This is a genomic window from Streptomyces antarcticus (assembly GCF_026627255.1).
Classification (GTDB): Bacteria; Actinomycetota; Actinomycetes; order Streptomycetales; family Streptomycetaceae; genus Streptomyces; species Streptomyces antarcticus.
Window position 1 is genome coordinate 185,227 of the sequence record NZ_JAPNLM010000007.1, and the last position, 16,297, is coordinate 201,523.

Here is a 16,297-nt window from a genome sequence, read left to right on the forward strand (position 1 = left end):
GGGCGGACCGGGGCCTCTCCTCTCGCACCGTCGCCTCGGGGGTGATCGGGCTGTGCGGCGCTGCGGTCCCCAGTAAGGCCCACCTGCATCAGGAGGACACATGAGTACCTCACGCATCCGCCGCAGCGCCGCAGTCGCGGCAGCGGCGTTCGCTCTCCCCATCGCCTTGGGCGTGGCCGCCCCGGCGTTCGCCGGCTCCCAGCAGGCAGACCCGTACGGGCCGGCCTGCGCATCGGTGCCCAAGGAGGGCTCCGGCAGTCTCGAGGGGATGGCCAAGGACCCCGTGGCCACCGCGGCGTCGAACAACCCGGCGCTTTCGACCCTCGTCACCGCCGTGGAGAAGGCGGGTCTGGTCGACACCCTGAACAATGCCGAGGGCATCACCGTCTTCGCCCCGACCAACGAGGCGTTCGCGAAGATCCCCAAGGCCGACCTCGACAAGATCCTCGCGGACAAGGCCGAGCTGACCAAGATCCTCACGTACCACGTGGTCGGCGAGAAGATCACTCCGAACCAGCTCAGCGACGGGTCCTTCAAGACGCTTGAGGGAGGCACCCTGACCACGACCGGATCCGGTGAGGAGTTCACCGTCAACGGCAAGGCGAAGATCGTCTGCGGCGACGTCCAGACCTCCAACGCCACGGTCAACATCATCGACACGGTGCTCACACCCATGTGACCCCGCCCCTCGCGGTCCCCTTCCGCCATGCCGTGCGCCCACCCCCGGGCGCCCGGTGTCGCGGGAGGGGACCCGGTGTTGCCCGCGGCGGCCTCTGCCGCGCGCTCCTCGACTCCAGGCACGCCGCGGGCAGGCCAGGCGGGTGACGGCGCTCTGGCCGACGGGGGGCGAGACGTCATTTATGCTTCGAAGCGGCCGCGGGGCGGTGGCGCGGTGGCGCGCCGCTGTACGCGGGACCCGCGAAACGGGGAGCCCGGTCGGTCGAGGAATGCGGCTCGCGCCGGGGCTCGCGCCGGGCAGGGACCACATGATGTTGATCACGAAGATCCGGGGAATCGAGTGGCCGCCGGCACGCGCTCAGTGGTGTGGGGTGCCCAGCCTCCCCGCCCGCGAACAGAAGATCCCCCAGGGAGAAGTGAGGTATGGCTGTGATCTGCGTCGGAGGCATGATCGGAATCGGCAAGACGAGCGTGGCCGAGCTGCTCGCCAAGGAGCTGGGCAGCGAGGTCTTCTACGAGAGCGTGGAAGACAATCCGATCCTGCCGCTCTTCTACACGTCGAGCCCCGAGGAGATCCAGGCCAAGCGCTACCCCTTCCTGCTCCAGCTCTACTTCCTCCAGACGCGGTTCGCCTCCGTCAAGGAGGCGTACAAGCAGGGTGACAACGTCCTCGACCGGTCCATCTACGAGGACTGGTACTTCGCCAAGGTCAATCACGATCTGGGCCGGATCAGCCCCCTCGAGATGCGGGTGTACGAGGGGCTGCTGGGCGAGATGATGCGCGAGATCGACGGCCTGCCGTACCGCAAGGCACCCGATCTCATGGTCTACCTCAAGGCGGACTTCGAGACGGTGCTGCACCGCATCGGGCTGCGGGGCCGTGACTTCGAGCAGGACGAGAGCCTCGTCGAGTACTACCGGACCCTGTGGACCGGCTACGACGACTGGGTGCACACGCACTACTCGGCCAGCGAAGTCCTCGTCGTCGACATGAACAACACCGACGTGGTGAACAACCCCGATGACGCGGCCCGCGTGGCGCGCGAGGTCAAGGACGCCCTGGCGACGGCCAGACACCGGCGCTGAAGCCGTTCCACGCCGGTCGCCTCCACGCCCCCTGCCGAGCCCGTCTCACTTCGCCGTCCGACATCTGGACCGTCGTATCCAGGCCGCCCTGCGCGCCGATCCCTCGCTGGCCGACCAGGCCGTGGAGGAGCTGCTGCGGTACCTGAGCGTCGCCAAGTCCTTCATGAGGACGGCGCTGGAGGACGTCGTGGTGGGCGGACAGACCATCGAGGCCGGCACGACGGTCGTCCTGTCGTACAACACCGCGAACCGCGACTTCGAACGCTTCGGGGATCCCCACCTGCTCGACCTCCGACGGGAGTCCGGCGGGCACCTGGCCTTCGGCCACGGCATCCACCTGTGCCTGGGCGCGCAGTTGGCGCGCGTCGAGATGCGGGTCGCGTTCTCCGCGCTGCTCCAGCGCTTTCCCACGCTGCGCCTGGCCGTACTGGCCGAGGACGTCGCCGTGCGCCCGGAGAGCGCGGACATCCATGGGGTGAAGAGCCTGCCGGTCACCTGGGACGTGTGACCGCACGTCCGCGACGGGGAGGGGGAGGGGGAGGGGGAGGGGCCGTGGTGCCGTGGGGGCCCCGGCCGAGCCGTTGTTTATTTACGGGTCGACCCGTAAGGTAAATGACATGAGTTCCTCTCCGCCTCCCCGGGGGCGTCCCAGAGATCCCCGTTCGCACGATGCGATCGTCGGCGCGACCGCTGAGCTGGTGGCCGAGGTCGGCTACGCCGCGACATCGATCGGGGCGGTGGCCGCACGGGCCGGCGTCGGCAAGGACACGATCTACCGGCGGTGGCCGGGCAAGCCGGAGTTGGTCTTCGAAGCCGTCTTCACGGCCACCGACGACGCTCCCGCCCCGGACACCGGAACGCTGGCCGGGGACCTGACCGTACTGCTGCAGGGCCTGATCGACGAGTTCCACGCGCCTGCCGCCGCGGCGGCCCTCCCGGGGCTGCTCGCCGACTTCGCCGCCGACCCGGAACTGAAGGCGCGCATCCGCGGCGACTTCCTGGCCCCGTCGAAGGAACGACTGCTGGTCGTCTTCGAACGCGCCGTGCTGCGCGGGGAGATCGCGGCTGAAACACCCGTGGACCTGGTCCTGGACACCCTGGCGGGAGCCGTGTTCTTCCACGTGGGGCTGATCGGGGAACACCCTGCCCCGCAGCTGGCCCCACTCCTGGCCGCTGTCGTGGCCAAAGGAATCGAGGTCCGATGAACGGCTGGCTCCTCGCGGCAGGGATCACCGCGCTCGGCGTCGCCGCGGTGCACGTCGTCGGCGGGCACCGGGATGTGGTGCGTCCCCTGCTCGCCGGCGGGATCGCGGACGAACCCAAGCGCGTCCTGCACGCCGTGTGGCACATGGTGAGCGTCGACCTCACGCTCTCCGGACTCGCCCTGATCTGCCTCTCCCTGACGGACGGTACGCGGGAGACCGGCCTGGTGGCATGGTTCGTCGCCGCGCACTTCGTCTCCTACGCGGCCGTCTTCCTGGTCGTCACGCTCTCCGTCGGCTGGCCCAGGCCCCTGCTGCGACTGCCGCAGTGGATCCTGCTCCTGCCGGTCGGGATACTGACAGCGGTGGGCGCCGCATAGCCACATCCCGAAGAGACCCCCAGCGGCTGTCCCCGTCGGGGCTAGCGGCTGTCCCAGTCGAGGCGCAGGACGGCGAGGTCGTCGGTGTGGCGTCCGGCGTTCAGGGTCTGAGTCTCTTCGATGAGGCGGTCGACGAAGGCGCCGGGGTCCGCCGGGGGCAGCCGGTCGATGAGTTCCAGCAGCCCCGCGACTTCGAGCCGGCCGGCGGCGGTGCCGTTGTGGCCTTCGGTGAGGCCGTCGGTGTAGAGGGTCAGGGCTCCGGACGGCGGGAGCGGGATGACCGTGGCGTGCCAGTTGCCCAGTTTCGGGGCGACGCCCAGGGCGACGCCGTGCGCCGCGGGCAGCTGGCGGCTGCCTTCGTCGGTGGTGAGGAGGGGTTCGTGGTGGCCGGCGAGGTGGAGGGTGGCCGTGGCCGCCTCCTGGTCGAGGGTGAGGAGGGCGCAGGTCGCGAACAGCGGCAGGCCGCCGCGCTCGGCGTGCAGGATGCGTTCCATCAGGTGCAGGAGAGCGGGGCCCCGGTGTCCGCCGAGGACTAGGGCGCGCCAGGCGATGCGCAGGCAGACGCCGAGGGCGGCGGCGTCCGGGCCGTGGCCGCTGACGTCTCCGACGACGGCGTGCAGCAGCCCGTCATCGCCTTCGACCACGTCGAGAAAGTCGCCGCCGAGGAGGGCGCGTTCGGCTCCGGGCAGGTAGCGGGTGGTGACGGTCACGGTAGAGGTGTCGAGGATCGGCTGCGGCAGCAGCCCGCGTTCCAGACGGACGTTCTCCTCGGCCCGCAGGCGGGCGGCCTGCGCTTCGGCGCTCGCGCGTTCGGTCCGGCTGCGGTAGACGGCGTAGCGGACCGTCCGGTGCAGCAGATCGGCGTCGACCTTCCCCTTGACGAGGTAGTCCTGGGCGCCGGCGGCCATCGCGTCGGCGCCCGCCTGCGCTTCGGACAGGCCGGTCATGACGATCACGGCGGCGTGCGGGGCCACGCCGCGGAGGGTGGTGACCGCGTCGGTGCCGGCCATGTCGGGCAGGTGCAGGTCCAGCAGGACGCAGTCGATCGGGCCGCGGGCCAGTTCGGCGCGGGCCGCTGCGAGGGTCGTCCTGGTGGTCAGCTCGAACCGGAGCCCGGTGTCGTGGAGGAGTTCCCCGACGATCAGGGCGTCGCCTTCGTCGTCCTCGACGAGGAGGATGCGGTACACGGCCTCGCCGGGGGCGACATCGGGTGAATCGGTCACGGCTGCGGCTCCGCGCCGGCTCGGGTGGCCTCCGGAAGGATGGAGACGCCGGGGTTCTGGGGCGGTTCGGGGGCGAGGGTGAAGGAGATCCGGGCGCCCTCGCGGTAGTCCGGGTCGATGGAGATCGTGCCGCCCTGGAACTCGACGATCTTCTTGCACATCGCGAGGCCGATGCCGCTGCCGGAGTAGGCGTCCTTGGTGTGGAGGCGCTGGAAGATCACGAAGACCTTGGCGGCGTACTCGGGCGCGATGCCGATGCCGTTGTCGGTGACCGTGAAGCGCCACAGGTCGCCTTCCCGGGCCGCGGTGACGTGGATCTCCGGCGCCCGGCCAGGGCGGCGGAACTTGACGGCGTTGCCGATCAGGTTCTGCCAGAGCATGCCCATCTGGGTGGGGTCGGCGGAGATCGCCGGCAGCGGGTCCGAGGTGATGACCGCCCCCGACTCCTCGATGCTCACGTCCAGCGAGGACAGGGTCCGCTTCAGCACCTTGTCGAGGTCGACGTCCTGGTGGTCGTGGTGGACCCGGCCGACGCGGGAGAAGTCGAGGAGGTCGTTGATGAGGGTCTGCATGCGGTTCGCCCCGTCCACGGCGAAGTCGATGTACTGGTCGGCCTTGGCGTCGAGCTGCCCGCCGTACCGGCGCTGGAGGAGCTGGGTGAAGCTGGAGACCTTCCGCAGGGGTTCCTGGAGGTCGTGGGAGGCGACGTACGCGAACTGCTCCAGCTCGGCGTTGGACCGCTGGAGGTCGGCGGCCTGCGCGTCCAGACGCTGCCGGGTCTCCTCGGCGAACGCGAGCTCCCGTACGAGACGGCGGCGCATGAAGTCGATCTCACCGCTGAGGTGCCGCAGGTCGGCGGGGCCGGTCGGGGTGATGGGGTGGTCGAAGTCACCGCCTGCGATGGCCCTCGCGTCCGCCCCGAGCTGCTCCAGCGGCCCGTTGATGCCCCGTCGGAGCCCTTCGAAGACCAGGATGGCGAGGAGGGCGATGACCGCGGCGATCGTGGTGAACACCCAGTTCCTCAGGGCCGTCGTGGCCAGCAGGTCTTCCCTGGCCCGGGCCTGCTCCTCGCGCAGACGCTCCTGCTGGGTGGTCATGGCCGCCCGCACCTCGTCGAAGGCCGTCTTGCCCTCCGCCGCCCGCTCGGCGGCCAGGGGTGAGGCCTCTCCGGACGGTGAGGCGGCGATGGGCCGGGCGATCCGCTCCTGCCACGCGCGCACGGCGTCCTGGACCGCCCTCTGGTCGGCGGGTGCGGCCCGGTCACGGCCCAGCAGCTCCTGGAGCCGGGCGGTGAACTCCTTCTCCTCGGCGAGCCCCTTCTCGTAGGGTTCGAGGAACGACACCGTGCCGGTGAGGCCGTAGCCGCGGATGCCGGTCTCCTGGTTGAGCAGGGCCGACTCCAGGCGGAACGAGGTGCTCAGGGCGGGAGACCGCGTGTCCACGAGCTCCTCGCTCAGCGAGGCGGTGCGACCGAGCACCCACGCCCCGGTCGCCCCGAGCAGCGCCAGGACCACCAAGGCCGACGCCACGCCCGCGCGCAGCCAGCGCCGGGTCGTCCACGTGGCAAGCGGCCGCGTGCGCGGGCGCCCTTGATCGCCGGTCATCGTGTGAACCCCTCCGCAGTGGAGCCGCCCTCGAAGGAGTGCGGCCCGCACACTCTAAGGGGAAGGCGACAACCTGTGTTGTCGAGGACTGACCCGGGGGTCTAAGGTGCCGGACATGCCTGGCAAGAACTTCGTGTTGCGGACGACCCCGCAGGAGACGGCCGCGGTCGCGGACGCGGCGGTCGGCGCTCTCGCGCGGCGCCTGGCCCTGCGTCTGCTGGAATCCCCCGTCCATCCGTCACCGGACGATCCGGCGGGGGCGCTGGCCCTGCTCCACCTGCTGGACCACCTCCAGCAGGCCGCGGAACGCCTTCAGCGCGACGCGGCGGGAGCCGCGGCCCGCGCGGGAGCCGGCTACCCGCAGATGGGCGCCGCATGCGGCATGACCCGCCAAGGCGCACGCCGCCGCTGGCCGGGAATCTTCAACCACACCGACGAAGCACCCACGGAGCATCCGATGATGACCACCCCCGACCGGCCCTTCGACGTGCTCCTCGTCGAGGACGACATCGCGGACGCCATGCTCATCGAGGAAGCCCTCTCCGAGCGCGGCGCCCGCAACCTGGTCCAGGTCACCGACGGAGTCGCCGCGCTGGAACACCTGCGCGCGCCGGGCAGCGTCCGCCCGGACCTGATCGTCCTCGACCTCAACATGCCCCGCATGAACGGCCGCGACCTGCTCCGCGTCCTGAAGAGCGACGCCGACCTCCAGACCATCCCCGTGGTCGTCCTGACCACCTCCGCCGCACCGGACGACATCGTCGGCGCGTACAGCAGCCACGCCAACGCGTACGTGACCAAGCCGGTCAACCTCGAGGAGTTCGAGCAGGCCGTGCAGAGCATCGACGCCTTCTACCTCGACACCGCGAGCCGCCCCCGCACCTGACCCGCCCCGCACCTGACCCGCCCCACGCGTGATCCCCCGCACCCGTATCCCCGACGTGGACGGCCCGCGTAGGCGAGCGGCGGCGGGAAGGATCCTGCCACCGAGGTGTGGGGTGATGACCCGCTGGACGGGGGTAGGCGGTGTTCCCGGACGTCCGACGTCGGACGTCGGACGAAGAGACGAAGAACAGAGGCAGCAAATGGTCGCGGGGCAGCACAGGGGCGATCGTGCGGGGCTGCCGTCGGCAGTTGTGGACTGCGCGCTCTACGAAGACGGGCACCGCGTTCCCGGGCAGGTGGACCTGGGCAAGGTCATGGAGCGGATAGACCCGCGGGCGGGGCGCTTCGCGTGGATCGGCCTGTACGAGCCGACCGAGGAGCAGTTGCAGGAGGTCGCCGAGGCCTTCGGCCTGCACCCGCTGGCGGTGGAAGACGCCGTCCACGCCCATCAGCGCCCGAAGCTGGAACGCTACGACGACATGCTGTTCCTCGTCCTCAAAACGATCGTCTACGTGGACCACGAGAAGGTCACCGCGACGAGCGAGATCGTCGACACGGGCGAGATCATGGTGTTCGCCGGACCCGGCTACGCGATCACCGTCCGCCACGGCAGCGCCCCGCCGCTCGACGACGTCCGCCGCCGCTTGCAGGAGGACCCGCAGCAGCTGGGCTGTGGTCCCGCCGCCGTCCTGCACGCCGTCGCGGACATGGTCGTCGACCGCTACGTCGACGTCGCCGACGCCTTCGCCGGTGATGTGGACACCCTGGAGAGCGAGGTCTTCTCCCCGGACCGGCCGGTCGACGCCGGGCGCATCTATCAGCTCAAGCGTGAACTCCTCGAGTTCAAGCGCGCGGTGATGCCCCTGGCCCCGGCGCTGCAGCGCCTCAGCGAAGGCGCCGTCCCACAGGTCCCCAAGGAGGTCGCCGCCTACTTCCGGGACGTGGCCGATCACCACCAGCGGGTCAGCGAACAGATCCTGTCCTTCGACGAACTCATCACCGGCATGCTGAGCGCCAGCATCGCCCAGCTGGGCGTCCAGCAGAACGCCGACATGCGCCGCATCAGCGCCTGGGCCGCGCTCATCGCCGTCCCCACCATGATCGTCGGCGTGTACGGGATGAACTTCGACCACATGCCCGAGCTGAAGTCGCCGTACGGCTATCCCGCGGTCTGGGTGGTCATCGTGACCGCCTGCACCGTCATCTACCGCGCCCTGCGCCGCAACAGATGGCTGTGACCGCCCGGTCCGGAAGGCGCGACGAAGGCTGTACTCCGGAGGCGCCGCCCCTGTTCTGATCCCGATCCTGATTCCGATTCCGATGGCGACGGGCCTTGACCACGAGGGATCAGTGCCGGGTCCGTCGCGTGGAGGCGATCACCAGCGAAAGGACGCCGGTCACGGTCAGACTCCCGATCATGACCAGGCCCACACCGATCATGTAGAGCCCGCTCCCGTCGTCCGACCAGTCGTAGTACGCGGCGACGGTCAGCCCGATGCTGGTGCCGAACACCGCGGCCACGCCGTACGAACGGGAAGCGGCCCAGGACACCATCGCCAGCAGCGTCAGCCCCAACCCGATCACCTGCCACGCCTCGTACGGACCGGTCGTGGAACCGTCGGTTTGCACGTCACGGTGCTGGTCCCAGCCCAGCCAGGCGGCCCAGGACGCCATCGCCAACCCGGCCAGCACCGGGACCGCCAACTGGTGGACAAGAGTCTTCGGCAGTTCTCTTCGCATGGCCCCAGTGTCGCGCCCCACCCGAACTCCCCCCAGAGCGCGCGTACTCAGTCCCGGCCTGAGTAACACGCGTCCGCGCGCGTGCTCGCCCGGATCGTCCTCCCGTCGGGCGGCATCACCATCGCGGGCCCCGGGCGGTCCGCGGCGCGGCCGAGGGTTGGGCAGGTGGGGAGCGGCGTGGTTGGCTTTGGGCCGTACGGATGAGCGAGGACTGCCGGAGGTGCCGGGACAGCCTCCGGGGAGGGCGTGGAGCGCTGTGGGAGTACGAGTACAGCAGCCGGCCGCGCTGCCGGGGCAGCTCCGGGACCGGGCACGCCTGGCGGCCGTGAAGGCGACGGGCCTGCTGGACACGGGGCCGGAGCAGGTCTTCGAGGACCTCGCCGGTCTGGCGGCCCGGGTCACCGTCTCGGGGCGGGCCTTCATCACGCTGGTGGACGAGCACCGCTCGTTCTGGAAGGCCTGCGTCGGTGTGGACGCGGTCGCGGTCCAGGACCGGCAGAACCCGGTCGAGGAGAGCTTCTGCTCCTTCCTCGTCGGCCTCGACGGGGCTCCGTTCATCGTGGACGACGCCGCCAACGACCCCCGCACCCGCGACCACCCGTCCGTCGCGACGATGGGCATCGGCGCCTGGGCCGGCTACCCCCTTCTCGGCTCCGGAGGGGAAGTCCTGGGCAGCTTCTGCGTCATCGACGACAACCCCCGCCCCTGGACTCCCGCCGACCTGACGACGCTGGAGACCCTGTCGCGCGCGGTGGGCGCGGAGATAGGCCTGCGCCAGTCCCTCACCGCCGCCCAGAACGCCCACAGCCTCTCCGCGGACCTCGCCCACTCCCTGCAGCAGGGCCTCCTGCCCCCGGCCCCGCCCGCCGTGCCGGGCATCGAGGTCGCGGCCTCCTACACCCCCGCCTCCCGCGCCGGACGCTCGGACATCGAGGTCGGCGGCGACTTCTACGACCTGTTCCGCACCCGCGGCACGTCCTGGGCCGCCGTCCTGGGCGACGTGTGCGGCAAGGGCGTCCAGGCCGCCCAGGTCTCCTCCATGGCCCGCTACACGATCCGCGCGGTCGCCAACGAGAACCACACTCCCGCCGACGTCCTGGCCCACCTGAACACGGCGATGCTCGCCCAGGGCGCCCCACGGTTCCTGACGGCCGTCTACGCTCGCTTCCGCCTCACCCCCGCCGGCATCGCCGGCACCCTCGCCCTGGCCGGCCACCCGCCCGCCTTCGTCCGCCGGGCCGACGGCACGGTCCGGGAGATCGGCGTACCGGGCCAGCTCCTGGGCGTCTTCGACCCCATCCGGCTGACCGACACCAGGTTCCGCCTCGGCCCGGGCGACCTGTTCCTCCTGTTCACCGACGGCGCGACCGAGGCCCGTGCCCGCCCCGGGCGCCCGGACCGTACGCGGGACGTCTTCGACGACGCCGACCTGGCCCGCACCCTGGCCGCCACGGCCGGCATGAACGCCGCCGACACCGTCGGCCACATCAACAACGCCCTCGCCGCGCGCCACGCGGGGTGGGCCAGCGACGACACCGCCCTCCTCGCCCTGCGCGTCCCCGACGACCACCGAGGCTGAAGGCCCCGGCCATGGACACCAGCCCGGACCCTCACAGCCGGCTCACCGTCCTCGAAGGTCCCATCACCAGGCCCCCGGCCCGGGTCCCTCCTGCGCGGCACCTCGACCTGCCGGGACGAGGGGACGTTGCGAGCGGCCCTGGTCCGCGCCACCCTCACCGGCCTGCCCGTGACCGTCGAACTCGACTCCCTCGAACACGCCGTCGGGACCCTCCTCGGCCTGTGTTTTGGATCATGGGCCGCCCGAAGCGGTGCACGGCTCTGTCACCGGTATGTTGGCGGCGGGGCGGACACGGAACCGCACCGCCGGCGAACGGCCGGCAGACGCTGGGGAGCGCAGGTGGAGCAGCAGGTCGAGGTCCAGGTCCATGTCCTGGGCGATGAGGACGGTGTCCGCGTCATCGTGTGTGCGGGCGAGTTCGACCAGGAGACCCTGGAACCCCTCCGGGCGGCCTGCATGGCCGCCGCCGACGATCCCGGCGTACGCCGGATCGTCCTGGACGTCACCCAGGTCGCCTTCGCCGACTCCTCCATGCTCAACCTGATGGTCCGCATGCTGCGCACCGGTCGCCTGGTCCTGGCCGGCCCGGTGCCCCCTCGGCTCGGCCGGCTCCTGGACCTCACCCAGGCCCGCGACCTGTTCCCGACGGCTGACGGCATCGAGGCGGCACGCACCCTGTAAAGGCGCGGCAGATCGCGTCGTGCCAGTGCGGCGCGGTGCCGCGGGGCAGTGCCGCGCGGACGATGCGCAGGGCTTCGTCGGGGTCGATGCCGAGGCGGGCGATGACGGCGGCGGGCTCGCCGGATGCCGACGCCTCCACCGCCGCTACGAACGCAAGGCCGAACACTTCCTCGCCTTCGTCGGCATCGCGGCACTCCTGATCGGATACGCCGCCTCAACAAGCGGATCAAACCGAGAAACCAGTGAGCCGAGGCCGGGCTTCCTCGCGTCCGAAGGTCAGCACCTTCGCAAGCACCTCGCGCATCTCGTCAATGCTCTCGGCCGGCACGTCGAGCACTGCCTCGATCTTCGCGTCCTCCAACTCCAAGTCATCCAGACGATCGGGGTCCAGCGACACCGTGAGCAGGCTGCCCGTCAGAGCCACCTCAAGGACACAGCCATAGGCCGTGCACTGGTCCGGGGTCATCACGCAGTACGTGTCGAGCCCGAGCGAGATGTCCTGTACGGACGGTTCGCCGATAGCGCTCGTGAACAGCAGGAAGAAGCCCTCATCCTCCTCCGCCACACCAGCCTGCATCTCGCCTTCAGCGTCGACCTCGGCAGCCACCGCACGGGCTGTGAACCTGTATGTCATACACCGGTTCTACCAGGAGCCCAGCACAGCTCACGCTCACCCCCTCCGCCCACGAGTGCTGAAGCCACCTCCACAAGAAACGACGTCTTAGACCGACCGGCAAATGGTGCGGACCGGCGCTGGCCTACGGCTCCGAGGCAAGACAGGCACGGGCCTGAGTGATCATGGAGTTCTCTACGCTCAGTGATTACCGGAGGGCCCGTGCCTGCTGTCCCATCTTGCCTGCTCGAACCCCTGTGGGACCAGTTCGCCGACCTCCTGCCCGTACGGGACGAGTACGCGCCGACCCACCCACTGGGCTGCCACCGCCGCCGAGTCGCCGAGTCGCCGACCGGATCGTCTTTGAACATGTCGTCCAAGTCCTGGTCCACGGCTCCGGATACGAGCGGCTCTCCAGCCCCGGGTGCTCAGACCGCACGATCCGACGCCGTGTCAGACAGTGGGCCGAGATGGGGATATCGGAACAGGTCCACGCACTGGCACTGGAGGCGTACGACCGAATGATCGGCCTCGGGCTGGCCGAGATCTCGGTGGACGGCTGCATCACCAAGGCTCCTTCCGGTGGCGAGAAGGCCGGCCGCTCCCCGGTCGACCGCGGCAAGCAGGGCTGAAGCGCCCGGTTTCCTCCGACGCGGCCGGGGTGCCGCTGGGGATCGTCTCGGCCGGCGCCAACCGGCACGACTCACCTCTGCTCGGCCCCACCCTGCAAGCCACGAAGGATCAGGTCGGCGCCCTGCCGGACAACGTGAACGTCAATCTGGACCGCGGCTACGACAGCGGCAAGACCCGTGAACTGCTGGATGAGTTCGGCTTCACCGGTGAGATCGCCCGCAAGGGGATACCCGCCCCGATCCAGGCGGGGAAGCGGTGGGTTATCGAGCGCACGCACTCGTGGATGAACGGCTACGGCAAGCTGCGGCGGTGCACCGAGAGGGACGGCAAGGCCGTGGATTTCTACCTCTACCTGGCCGCCGCCCTCGTCACGCTCCGCATGCTTGTCCGCCGCGCGACCAGCCTCTACCGCTGGGACGACCGCCCCACCACCCGCCGCCTCAAGTGACCCATTTGCCGGTCGGTCTTAGCCGCAACCGGCGGCCGCCGGTTGCGGCCGAAGCCGGGAACGGACTCCGCCCCGCCGGGTCCTGATGGACAGGGCCCAGCGGGGCGGAGGACGGGATGGAGGACGGGGCGCGGGAGATTCGTTTCAGTGGCTGCGGCGCCCGGCCACGAGCCGGTACAGCAGGAGCAGGATGACCGAGCCCACGATGGCCGCGATCCAGGTGGACAGGTGGAAGAATCCGTTGATCGATTCGACTCCGAAGATGACCTTCCCGAGCCAGCCGCCGAGCAGTCCGCCGGCGATGCCGATCAGCATGGTGATCAGGCAGCCGCCGGGGTCGCGGCCGGGGGTGATCGCTTTGGCGATGGCGCCGGCCAGCAGTCCGATCAGGATCCAGGCGATGATTCCCACGGTGTGTCCCCTCAGCCCTTCAGTTCGGTGACCAGTGCGGTGCAGAACGCGGGCAGGTCGTCCGGGTTCCGGCTGGTGATGAGCGTGGAGGGCGCCGCCGTGCAGACGTGAACCTCTTCGTCCACCCAGTTGCCACCCGCGTTGACCAGGTCTGTGCGCAGACTGGGCCAGGACGTCAGGGTGCGGCCGCGCAGGACATCGGCCTCCACCAGCGTCCACGGCGCGTGGCAGATCGCCGCGACGGGCTTGCCCTGGTCGAAGAAGCTGCGGACCAGCGCGACGGCCTCCGCGTTCACCCGCAGCGCGTCGGGGTTGGCCACACCGCCGGGCAGGACCAGAGCGTCGAACTCCTCGGCCTTGGCCTCGCCCACGGTGAGGTCGACGGGGAACGTGTCGGCCTTGTCCAGATGGTCGAACGCCTGCACACGGCCCGGCTCGAGGGACACCAGGGAGGGGCTGCCCCCAGCCTGGACGACGGCCTGCCACGGTTGGGTCAGCTCGACCTGTTCGATGCCCTCGGTGGCCACCAGGAACGCCACGCGCATGAAAATGTCTCCTTCGGAAGTGAAAGTCACGATCTGTCTATCGACTGTCCCATGGTCGGAGGACGAAACATCGAAAGGGGATCAACTACAACATCCCGGGCTGGTCGGCACCGTGTGCCGCATCCGGTAAGGACTCCGTGGTCAGGTCGCCATGCAGAAGGGTCACTCACCATGTCGGACGCCGTGTCGGACGCCGTACCGCTGCCGGTTCATCTCGACGAGGAGGTGCACTGACTCGCGGCTACCCCTGCCCTGCCGTCCGAGCTCGTACGTCGCCTCCTCGCCCATCGCGAGGGATCGGGCAGGGGCGGCAGCCTGTACGACCAACTACCGGCGGCTTCCCCACCCGGTTCCGCCGGCCGACGATCCCGACGAGGGCGTACGCAGGGAGCTCGCGAAGCACCCAGACCTCCCACCGGCGCTGCGCGACGAGCTCGCCGCAGACCCCGATCCGACCGTCACGCCTCGCCGTACGCCTACTCCGTGCATCGGCCGCGATGGGAGAACCCGGTGGCGTCCGGCCGACGACTGGCAACTGGCCCTGAGGGAGGTGGACTTGCCGGTCGAATCCCTGCATCGCCTTGCCCCCGACCCCGACCGCATGGTGCGCCGCGTGACAGCGGCCCATCCCCGGCTGCTGGCGGAGGGCTTGGCGAGGCTGCTGGTCGACCCATCGGAGTCCTTCGCGAGCGCCGCGGCGGGCAATCCCGACCTGTCGTCCGCGGCCATGCACAGGATCCTCGCCCTGGCAGGCCTGTGACATCGGATCGCACGTCGCCGACGGCGGCGAAGCCGTGGACGCCCGTACCGTGCGTCGACTCCCCTCCCTGGGCCGCTGTTCGAAATCGATTACCTCACCGTCGAACGCCCAAAAATCTATGCTGGCTGGAGTAGACATTGGATTCCGGTCTGGTTATGGTTTCTCTCGTAGCCCAGAGAGACCGAAGGGCCTGGCAGAGACGAACTGCCGGGCAGCAGTACCCGCAAGACAGGTAGTCGCAGTTCAGCAGTGCGGTGCGGTGGTGGAGTTCCGAAGCCAGAGCGGTTGCAGGACGGCGACGGGACTGGCGACCGGACCGGGTGGCCCGCAGTCATCAGGGGCTGCCGTCGGCAGTACGCAGTACCCAGCAGTGAAGTCAGTGAGTGGTACCTCGGTGAAGGCGTCGGCTGCGGGCGCGCGCATCGGGAGGTTCGGCAGTGGGGTTCCAAGCCAGAGCAGACGCAGGACGGGCGACGGGGCTGGCTGCCGAAGGCGTGGCGCTCGGTCAGGTCACGCGCAGTACGAGCAGTTCGCATCACCAGCAGTTCGCATCACGAGCAGTACGCAGTTCCCGTTGGTAAGCAGTTGATCGCCTGAGGGATGAACGGAGGGATTGGGCGCCATCAGGATCGCCCGGACGGAGTGTTGAGTCCGGGTACCGCAGGACATCGATAGTGAGGTGGTCTCCGGTCAAGCAACCGCGATCCCCGCAGCCCCGGCAGCATTCCGGTCGGGCACGCGGACACAGAAGGCCGGCGCAGGATCAGGGCCGGCAGATGGTGTAGCAGTTCCTTCGGGGCCCTGGTGCCACAGGCACCAGGGCCCCTCCACGCGTTCCAGCACAGCTCGCGCGCGAGGCGACTCGCCGACCAGGGCACGCACCGGTCGGCGCAACCTCGCGAACGCTTGATTCGTTGATCCCAGGTCCAGCCCTGCGACCGAAGCGAGCCACCATGAGCCACCCGACCGGCCTGTCACCCGAAGCTGTCGACGCCCTCCACCGCCTCAAGGACCAGCGTGACGTCAACACCGTGATCCTCCACTGCGCCCCGGCGCCGCATGCGCTGGAGGTCGAACTGGTAGGCAACCTGACCCACGAAGAGCTCCTCCAGGCCCTTCCGCCGGACGCGGCGCGCCTGGTCGTCCACGAACTGGCCTTCGCCACCCGGGAGGGTTCGCGCAGGCATGAGACGGTGCTGATCCAGTGGGCCCCGGCGGAGGCCGGCGGACAAGAGGAGCCCTGTACCGAGGGATACGCGGCCCTGAAGGAGTTCCTCACGGACACTCGCATGCATCTCACCGCCGGGCAGAAGGACCAACTGGACTACCGAAGGCTGGTCGCCCTGAACGGCTGAAGGCCCATACGCCGCACGCGCGTCGAGCGGCAGGCGAAGGGCCGGATCAGAAGGTTGACCGAACGCGATGTCAGTGGTCCGTGCAGAGATGGGCGGACTCAGCTTCCTGAACTGCTGGAAGTCCGCCGCGAAGCCCGTGTACTCGTCCTCGTCCTCGGCCCACGCCTCGACCCACGCCTTGGCCGATGCCTTGGTCGATGTCCTCCGGTTCATCGACGGCAGCGAGGACGAACAGATGGATCCGGACGATGCCGTCAAGGTCCTGGAAGGCATCACGCCATGACGGCCGACACCCCGCTGGGCAGCCCGGATGGCAAGGGGGACGTTCGTCGTGGTCGACAGCAAGCGCCTTGAGAACTTACCGACAAGCCCCCGGGCAAACGACCCCGTTCAGTCCCACCAGTTGAACATCAGCTCGCCGACTGTGCTGGGGCGCCAGTAGCCCACCTGTTCCAGCTCTTCTTCGGCGAGCTC

Annotated in this window: 18 protein-coding genes and 3 pseudogenes; 15 read left to right on the top strand and 6 right to left on the bottom strand. The window is 69.8% G+C overall.

The window, feature by feature from the left end:
• Positions 1 to 100: 100 nt before the first annotated feature.
• The 5 genes from OTB16_RS13590 to OTB16_RS13610 all read left to right on the top strand — a co-directional run bounded on the left by OTB16_RS13590 (position 101) and on the right by OTB16_RS13610 (position 3,346).
• Entirely contained in the window at positions 101 to 679 is a 579-nt protein-coding gene (locus OTB16_RS13590; RefSeq protein ID WP_267720393.1) for a fasciclin domain-containing protein, read from the top strand.
• Positions 680 to 1,101: 422 nt separating this feature from the next.
• A complete protein-coding gene (locus OTB16_RS13595; RefSeq protein WP_267720394.1) occupies positions 1,102 to 1,764 on the top strand; it encodes a deoxynucleoside kinase in 663 nt (220 codons plus the stop codon).
• Entirely contained in the window at positions 1,700 to 2,272 is a 573-nt protein-coding gene (locus OTB16_RS13600; protein WP_420717687.1) for a cytochrome P450, read from the top strand. The genes OTB16_RS13595 and OTB16_RS13600 overlap by 65 nt, the downstream gene beginning before the upstream one ends.
• A 109-nt stretch (positions 2,273 to 2,381) precedes the next feature.
• Positions 2,382 to 2,969: a TetR/AcrR family transcriptional regulator gene (locus tag OTB16_RS13605; protein WP_267720395.1), complete on the top strand. Its 588-nt coding sequence runs from the start codon at positions 2,382 to 2,384 to the stop codon at positions 2,967 to 2,969.
• Positions 2,966 to 3,346, top strand: a complete 381-nt coding sequence (locus OTB16_RS13610; RefSeq protein ID WP_267720396.1) for a hypothetical protein — start codon at positions 2,966 to 2,968, stop codon at positions 3,344 to 3,346. The genes OTB16_RS13605 and OTB16_RS13610 overlap by 4 nt, the downstream gene beginning before the upstream one ends.
• 41 nt (positions 3,347 to 3,387) lie before the next feature.
• Here the strand turns inward: OTB16_RS13610 and OTB16_RS13615 are convergent, their stop codons facing one another.
• Both OTB16_RS13615 and OTB16_RS13620 read right to left on the bottom strand, forming a co-directional pair.
• Positions 3,388 to 4,569, bottom strand: coding sequence for a PP2C family protein-serine/threonine phosphatase (locus OTB16_RS13615; RefSeq protein ID WP_267720397.1), 1,182 nt, complete (start codon positions 4,567 to 4,569; stop codon positions 3,388 to 3,390).
• A complete protein-coding gene (locus tag OTB16_RS13620) occupies positions 4,566 to 6,173 on the bottom strand; it encodes a sensor histidine kinase (protein ID WP_267720398.1) in 1,608 nt (535 codons plus the stop codon). The genes OTB16_RS13615 and OTB16_RS13620 overlap by 4 nt, the downstream gene beginning before the upstream one ends.
• A gap of 115 nt (positions 6,174 to 6,288) precedes the next feature.
• Between OTB16_RS13620 and OTB16_RS13625 the strand changes: the two genes are divergently transcribed.
• The gene (locus tag OTB16_RS13625; protein WP_267720399.1) at positions 6,289 to 7,059 is read left to right on the top strand and encodes a response regulator; all 771 of its coding nucleotides are present in this window, start codon (positions 6,289 to 6,291) and stop codon (positions 7,057 to 7,059) included.
• A 250-nt stretch (positions 7,060 to 7,309) separates the two neighbouring features.
• Positions 7,310 to 8,296, top strand: a complete 987-nt coding sequence (locus tag OTB16_RS13630; RefSeq protein WP_267720400.1) for a magnesium and cobalt transport protein CorA — start codon at positions 7,310 to 7,312, stop codon at positions 8,294 to 8,296.
• Between the two features lie 109 nt (positions 8,297 to 8,405).
• Here OTB16_RS13630 and OTB16_RS13635 read toward each other — a convergent pair whose 3' ends face one another.
• A complete protein-coding gene (locus OTB16_RS13635; RefSeq protein WP_267720401.1) occupies positions 8,406 to 8,798 on the bottom strand; it encodes a hypothetical protein in 393 nt (130 codons plus the stop codon).
• Between the two features lie 256 nt (positions 8,799 to 9,054).
• On the opposite strand from OTB16_RS13635, the gene OTB16_RS13640 reads away from it, so the two are divergent.
• From OTB16_RS13640 to OTB16_RS13650, 3 genes and pseudogenes are all read left to right on the top strand, one after another.
• The gene (locus tag OTB16_RS13640) at positions 9,055 to 10,377 is read left to right on the top strand and encodes a PP2C family protein-serine/threonine phosphatase (protein ID WP_267720402.1); all 1,323 of its coding nucleotides are present in this window, start codon (positions 9,055 to 9,057) and stop codon (positions 10,375 to 10,377) included.
• Positions 10,378 to 10,716: 339 nt separating this feature from the next.
• Positions 10,717 to 11,058: an STAS domain-containing protein gene (locus OTB16_RS13645; RefSeq protein ID WP_267720403.1), complete on the top strand. Its 342-nt coding sequence runs from the start codon at positions 10,717 to 10,719 to the stop codon at positions 11,056 to 11,058.
• Between the two features lie 115 nt (positions 11,059 to 11,173).
• Positions 11,174 to 11,281, top strand: a pseudogene (locus OTB16_RS13650) (IS5/IS1182 family transposase); the annotation flags it as partial.
• 3 nt (positions 11,282 to 11,284) lie between these two features.
• Here OTB16_RS13650 and OTB16_RS13655 read toward each other — a convergent pair.
• Positions 11,285 to 11,665: an Imm10 family immunity protein gene (locus OTB16_RS13655; RefSeq protein ID WP_324290818.1), complete on the bottom strand. Its 381-nt coding sequence runs from the start codon at positions 11,663 to 11,665 to the stop codon at positions 11,285 to 11,287.
• Between the two features lie 228 nt (positions 11,666 to 11,893).
• Here OTB16_RS13655 and OTB16_RS13660 point away from each other — a divergent pair.
• Positions 11,894 to 12,752: pseudogene (locus tag OTB16_RS13660) on the top strand (IS5 family transposase).
• A gap of 144 nt (positions 12,753 to 12,896) precedes the next feature.
• On the opposite strand, the gene OTB16_RS13665 reads toward OTB16_RS13660, so the two are convergent.
• Together OTB16_RS13665 and OTB16_RS13670 are read right to left on the bottom strand one after the other, a co-directional pair.
• Positions 12,897 to 13,163: a GlsB/YeaQ/YmgE family stress response membrane protein gene (locus OTB16_RS13665; RefSeq protein WP_267720405.1), complete on the bottom strand. Its 267-nt coding sequence runs from the start codon at positions 13,161 to 13,163 to the stop codon at positions 12,897 to 12,899.
• 11 nt (positions 13,164 to 13,174) lie between these two features.
• Entirely contained in the window at positions 13,175 to 13,708 is a 534-nt protein-coding gene (locus OTB16_RS13670) for a type 1 glutamine amidotransferase domain-containing protein (RefSeq protein WP_267720406.1), read from the bottom strand.
• Between the two features lie 151 nt (positions 13,709 to 13,859).
• Between OTB16_RS13670 and OTB16_RS39555 the strand changes: the two are divergent.
• The 4 genes and pseudogenes from OTB16_RS39555 to OTB16_RS13685 all read left to right on the top strand — a co-directional run.
• Positions 13,860 to 14,150: pseudogene (locus OTB16_RS39555) on the top strand (hypothetical protein); the annotation flags it as partial.
• 171 nt (positions 14,151 to 14,321) lie between these two features.
• The gene (locus OTB16_RS13675; RefSeq protein WP_267720407.1) at positions 14,322 to 14,468 is read left to right on the top strand and encodes a hypothetical protein; all 147 of its coding nucleotides are present in this window, start codon (positions 14,322 to 14,324) and stop codon (positions 14,466 to 14,468) included.
• Between the two features lie 953 nt (positions 14,469 to 15,421).
• Entirely contained in the window at positions 15,422 to 15,823 is a 402-nt protein-coding gene (locus tag OTB16_RS13680) for a hypothetical protein (protein ID WP_267720408.1), read from the top strand.
• 67 nt (positions 15,824 to 15,890) lie between these two features.
• Positions 15,891 to 16,106, top strand: a complete 216-nt coding sequence (locus OTB16_RS13685) for a hypothetical protein (RefSeq protein WP_267720409.1) — start codon at positions 15,891 to 15,893, stop codon at positions 16,104 to 16,106.
• The last annotated feature ends 191 nt before the right edge of the window (positions 16,107 to 16,297 follow it).

Coding starts and splice junctions, on each gene's coding strand:
- OTB16_RS13670 (WP_267720406.1), bottom strand. CDS start 13,708: ATGCGCGTGGCGTTCCTGGTGGCCACCGAGGGCATCGAACAGGTCGAG.
- OTB16_RS13595 (WP_267720394.1), top strand. CDS start 1,102: ATGGCTGTGATCTGCGTCGGAGGCATGATCGGAATCGGCAAGACGAGC.
- OTB16_RS13620 (WP_267720398.1), bottom strand. CDS start 6,173: ATGACCGGCGATCAAGGGCGCCCGCGCACGCGGCCGCTTGCCACGTGG.
- OTB16_RS13685 (WP_267720409.1), top strand. CDS start 15,891: ATGTCAGTGGTCCGTGCAGAGATGGGCGGACTCAGCTTCCTGAACTGC.
- OTB16_RS13635 (WP_267720401.1), bottom strand. CDS start 8,798: ATGCGAAGAGAACTGCCGAAGACTCTTGTCCACCAGTTGGCGGTCCCG.
- OTB16_RS13600 (WP_420717687.1), top strand. CDS start 1,700: ATGACGCGGCCCGCGTGGCGCGCGAGGTCAAGGACGCCCTGGCGACGG.
- OTB16_RS13605 (WP_267720395.1), top strand. CDS start 2,382: ATGAGTTCCTCTCCGCCTCCCCGGGGGCGTCCCAGAGATCCCCGTTCG.
- OTB16_RS13680 (WP_267720408.1), top strand. CDS start 15,422: ATGAGCCACCCGACCGGCCTGTCACCCGAAGCTGTCGACGCCCTCCAC.
- OTB16_RS13610 (WP_267720396.1), top strand. CDS start 2,966: ATGAACGGCTGGCTCCTCGCGGCAGGGATCACCGCGCTCGGCGTCGCC.
- OTB16_RS13625 (WP_267720399.1), top strand. CDS start 6,289: ATGCCTGGCAAGAACTTCGTGTTGCGGACGACCCCGCAGGAGACGGCC.
- OTB16_RS13590 (WP_267720393.1), top strand. CDS start 101: ATGAGTACCTCACGCATCCGCCGCAGCGCCGCAGTCGCGGCAGCGGCG.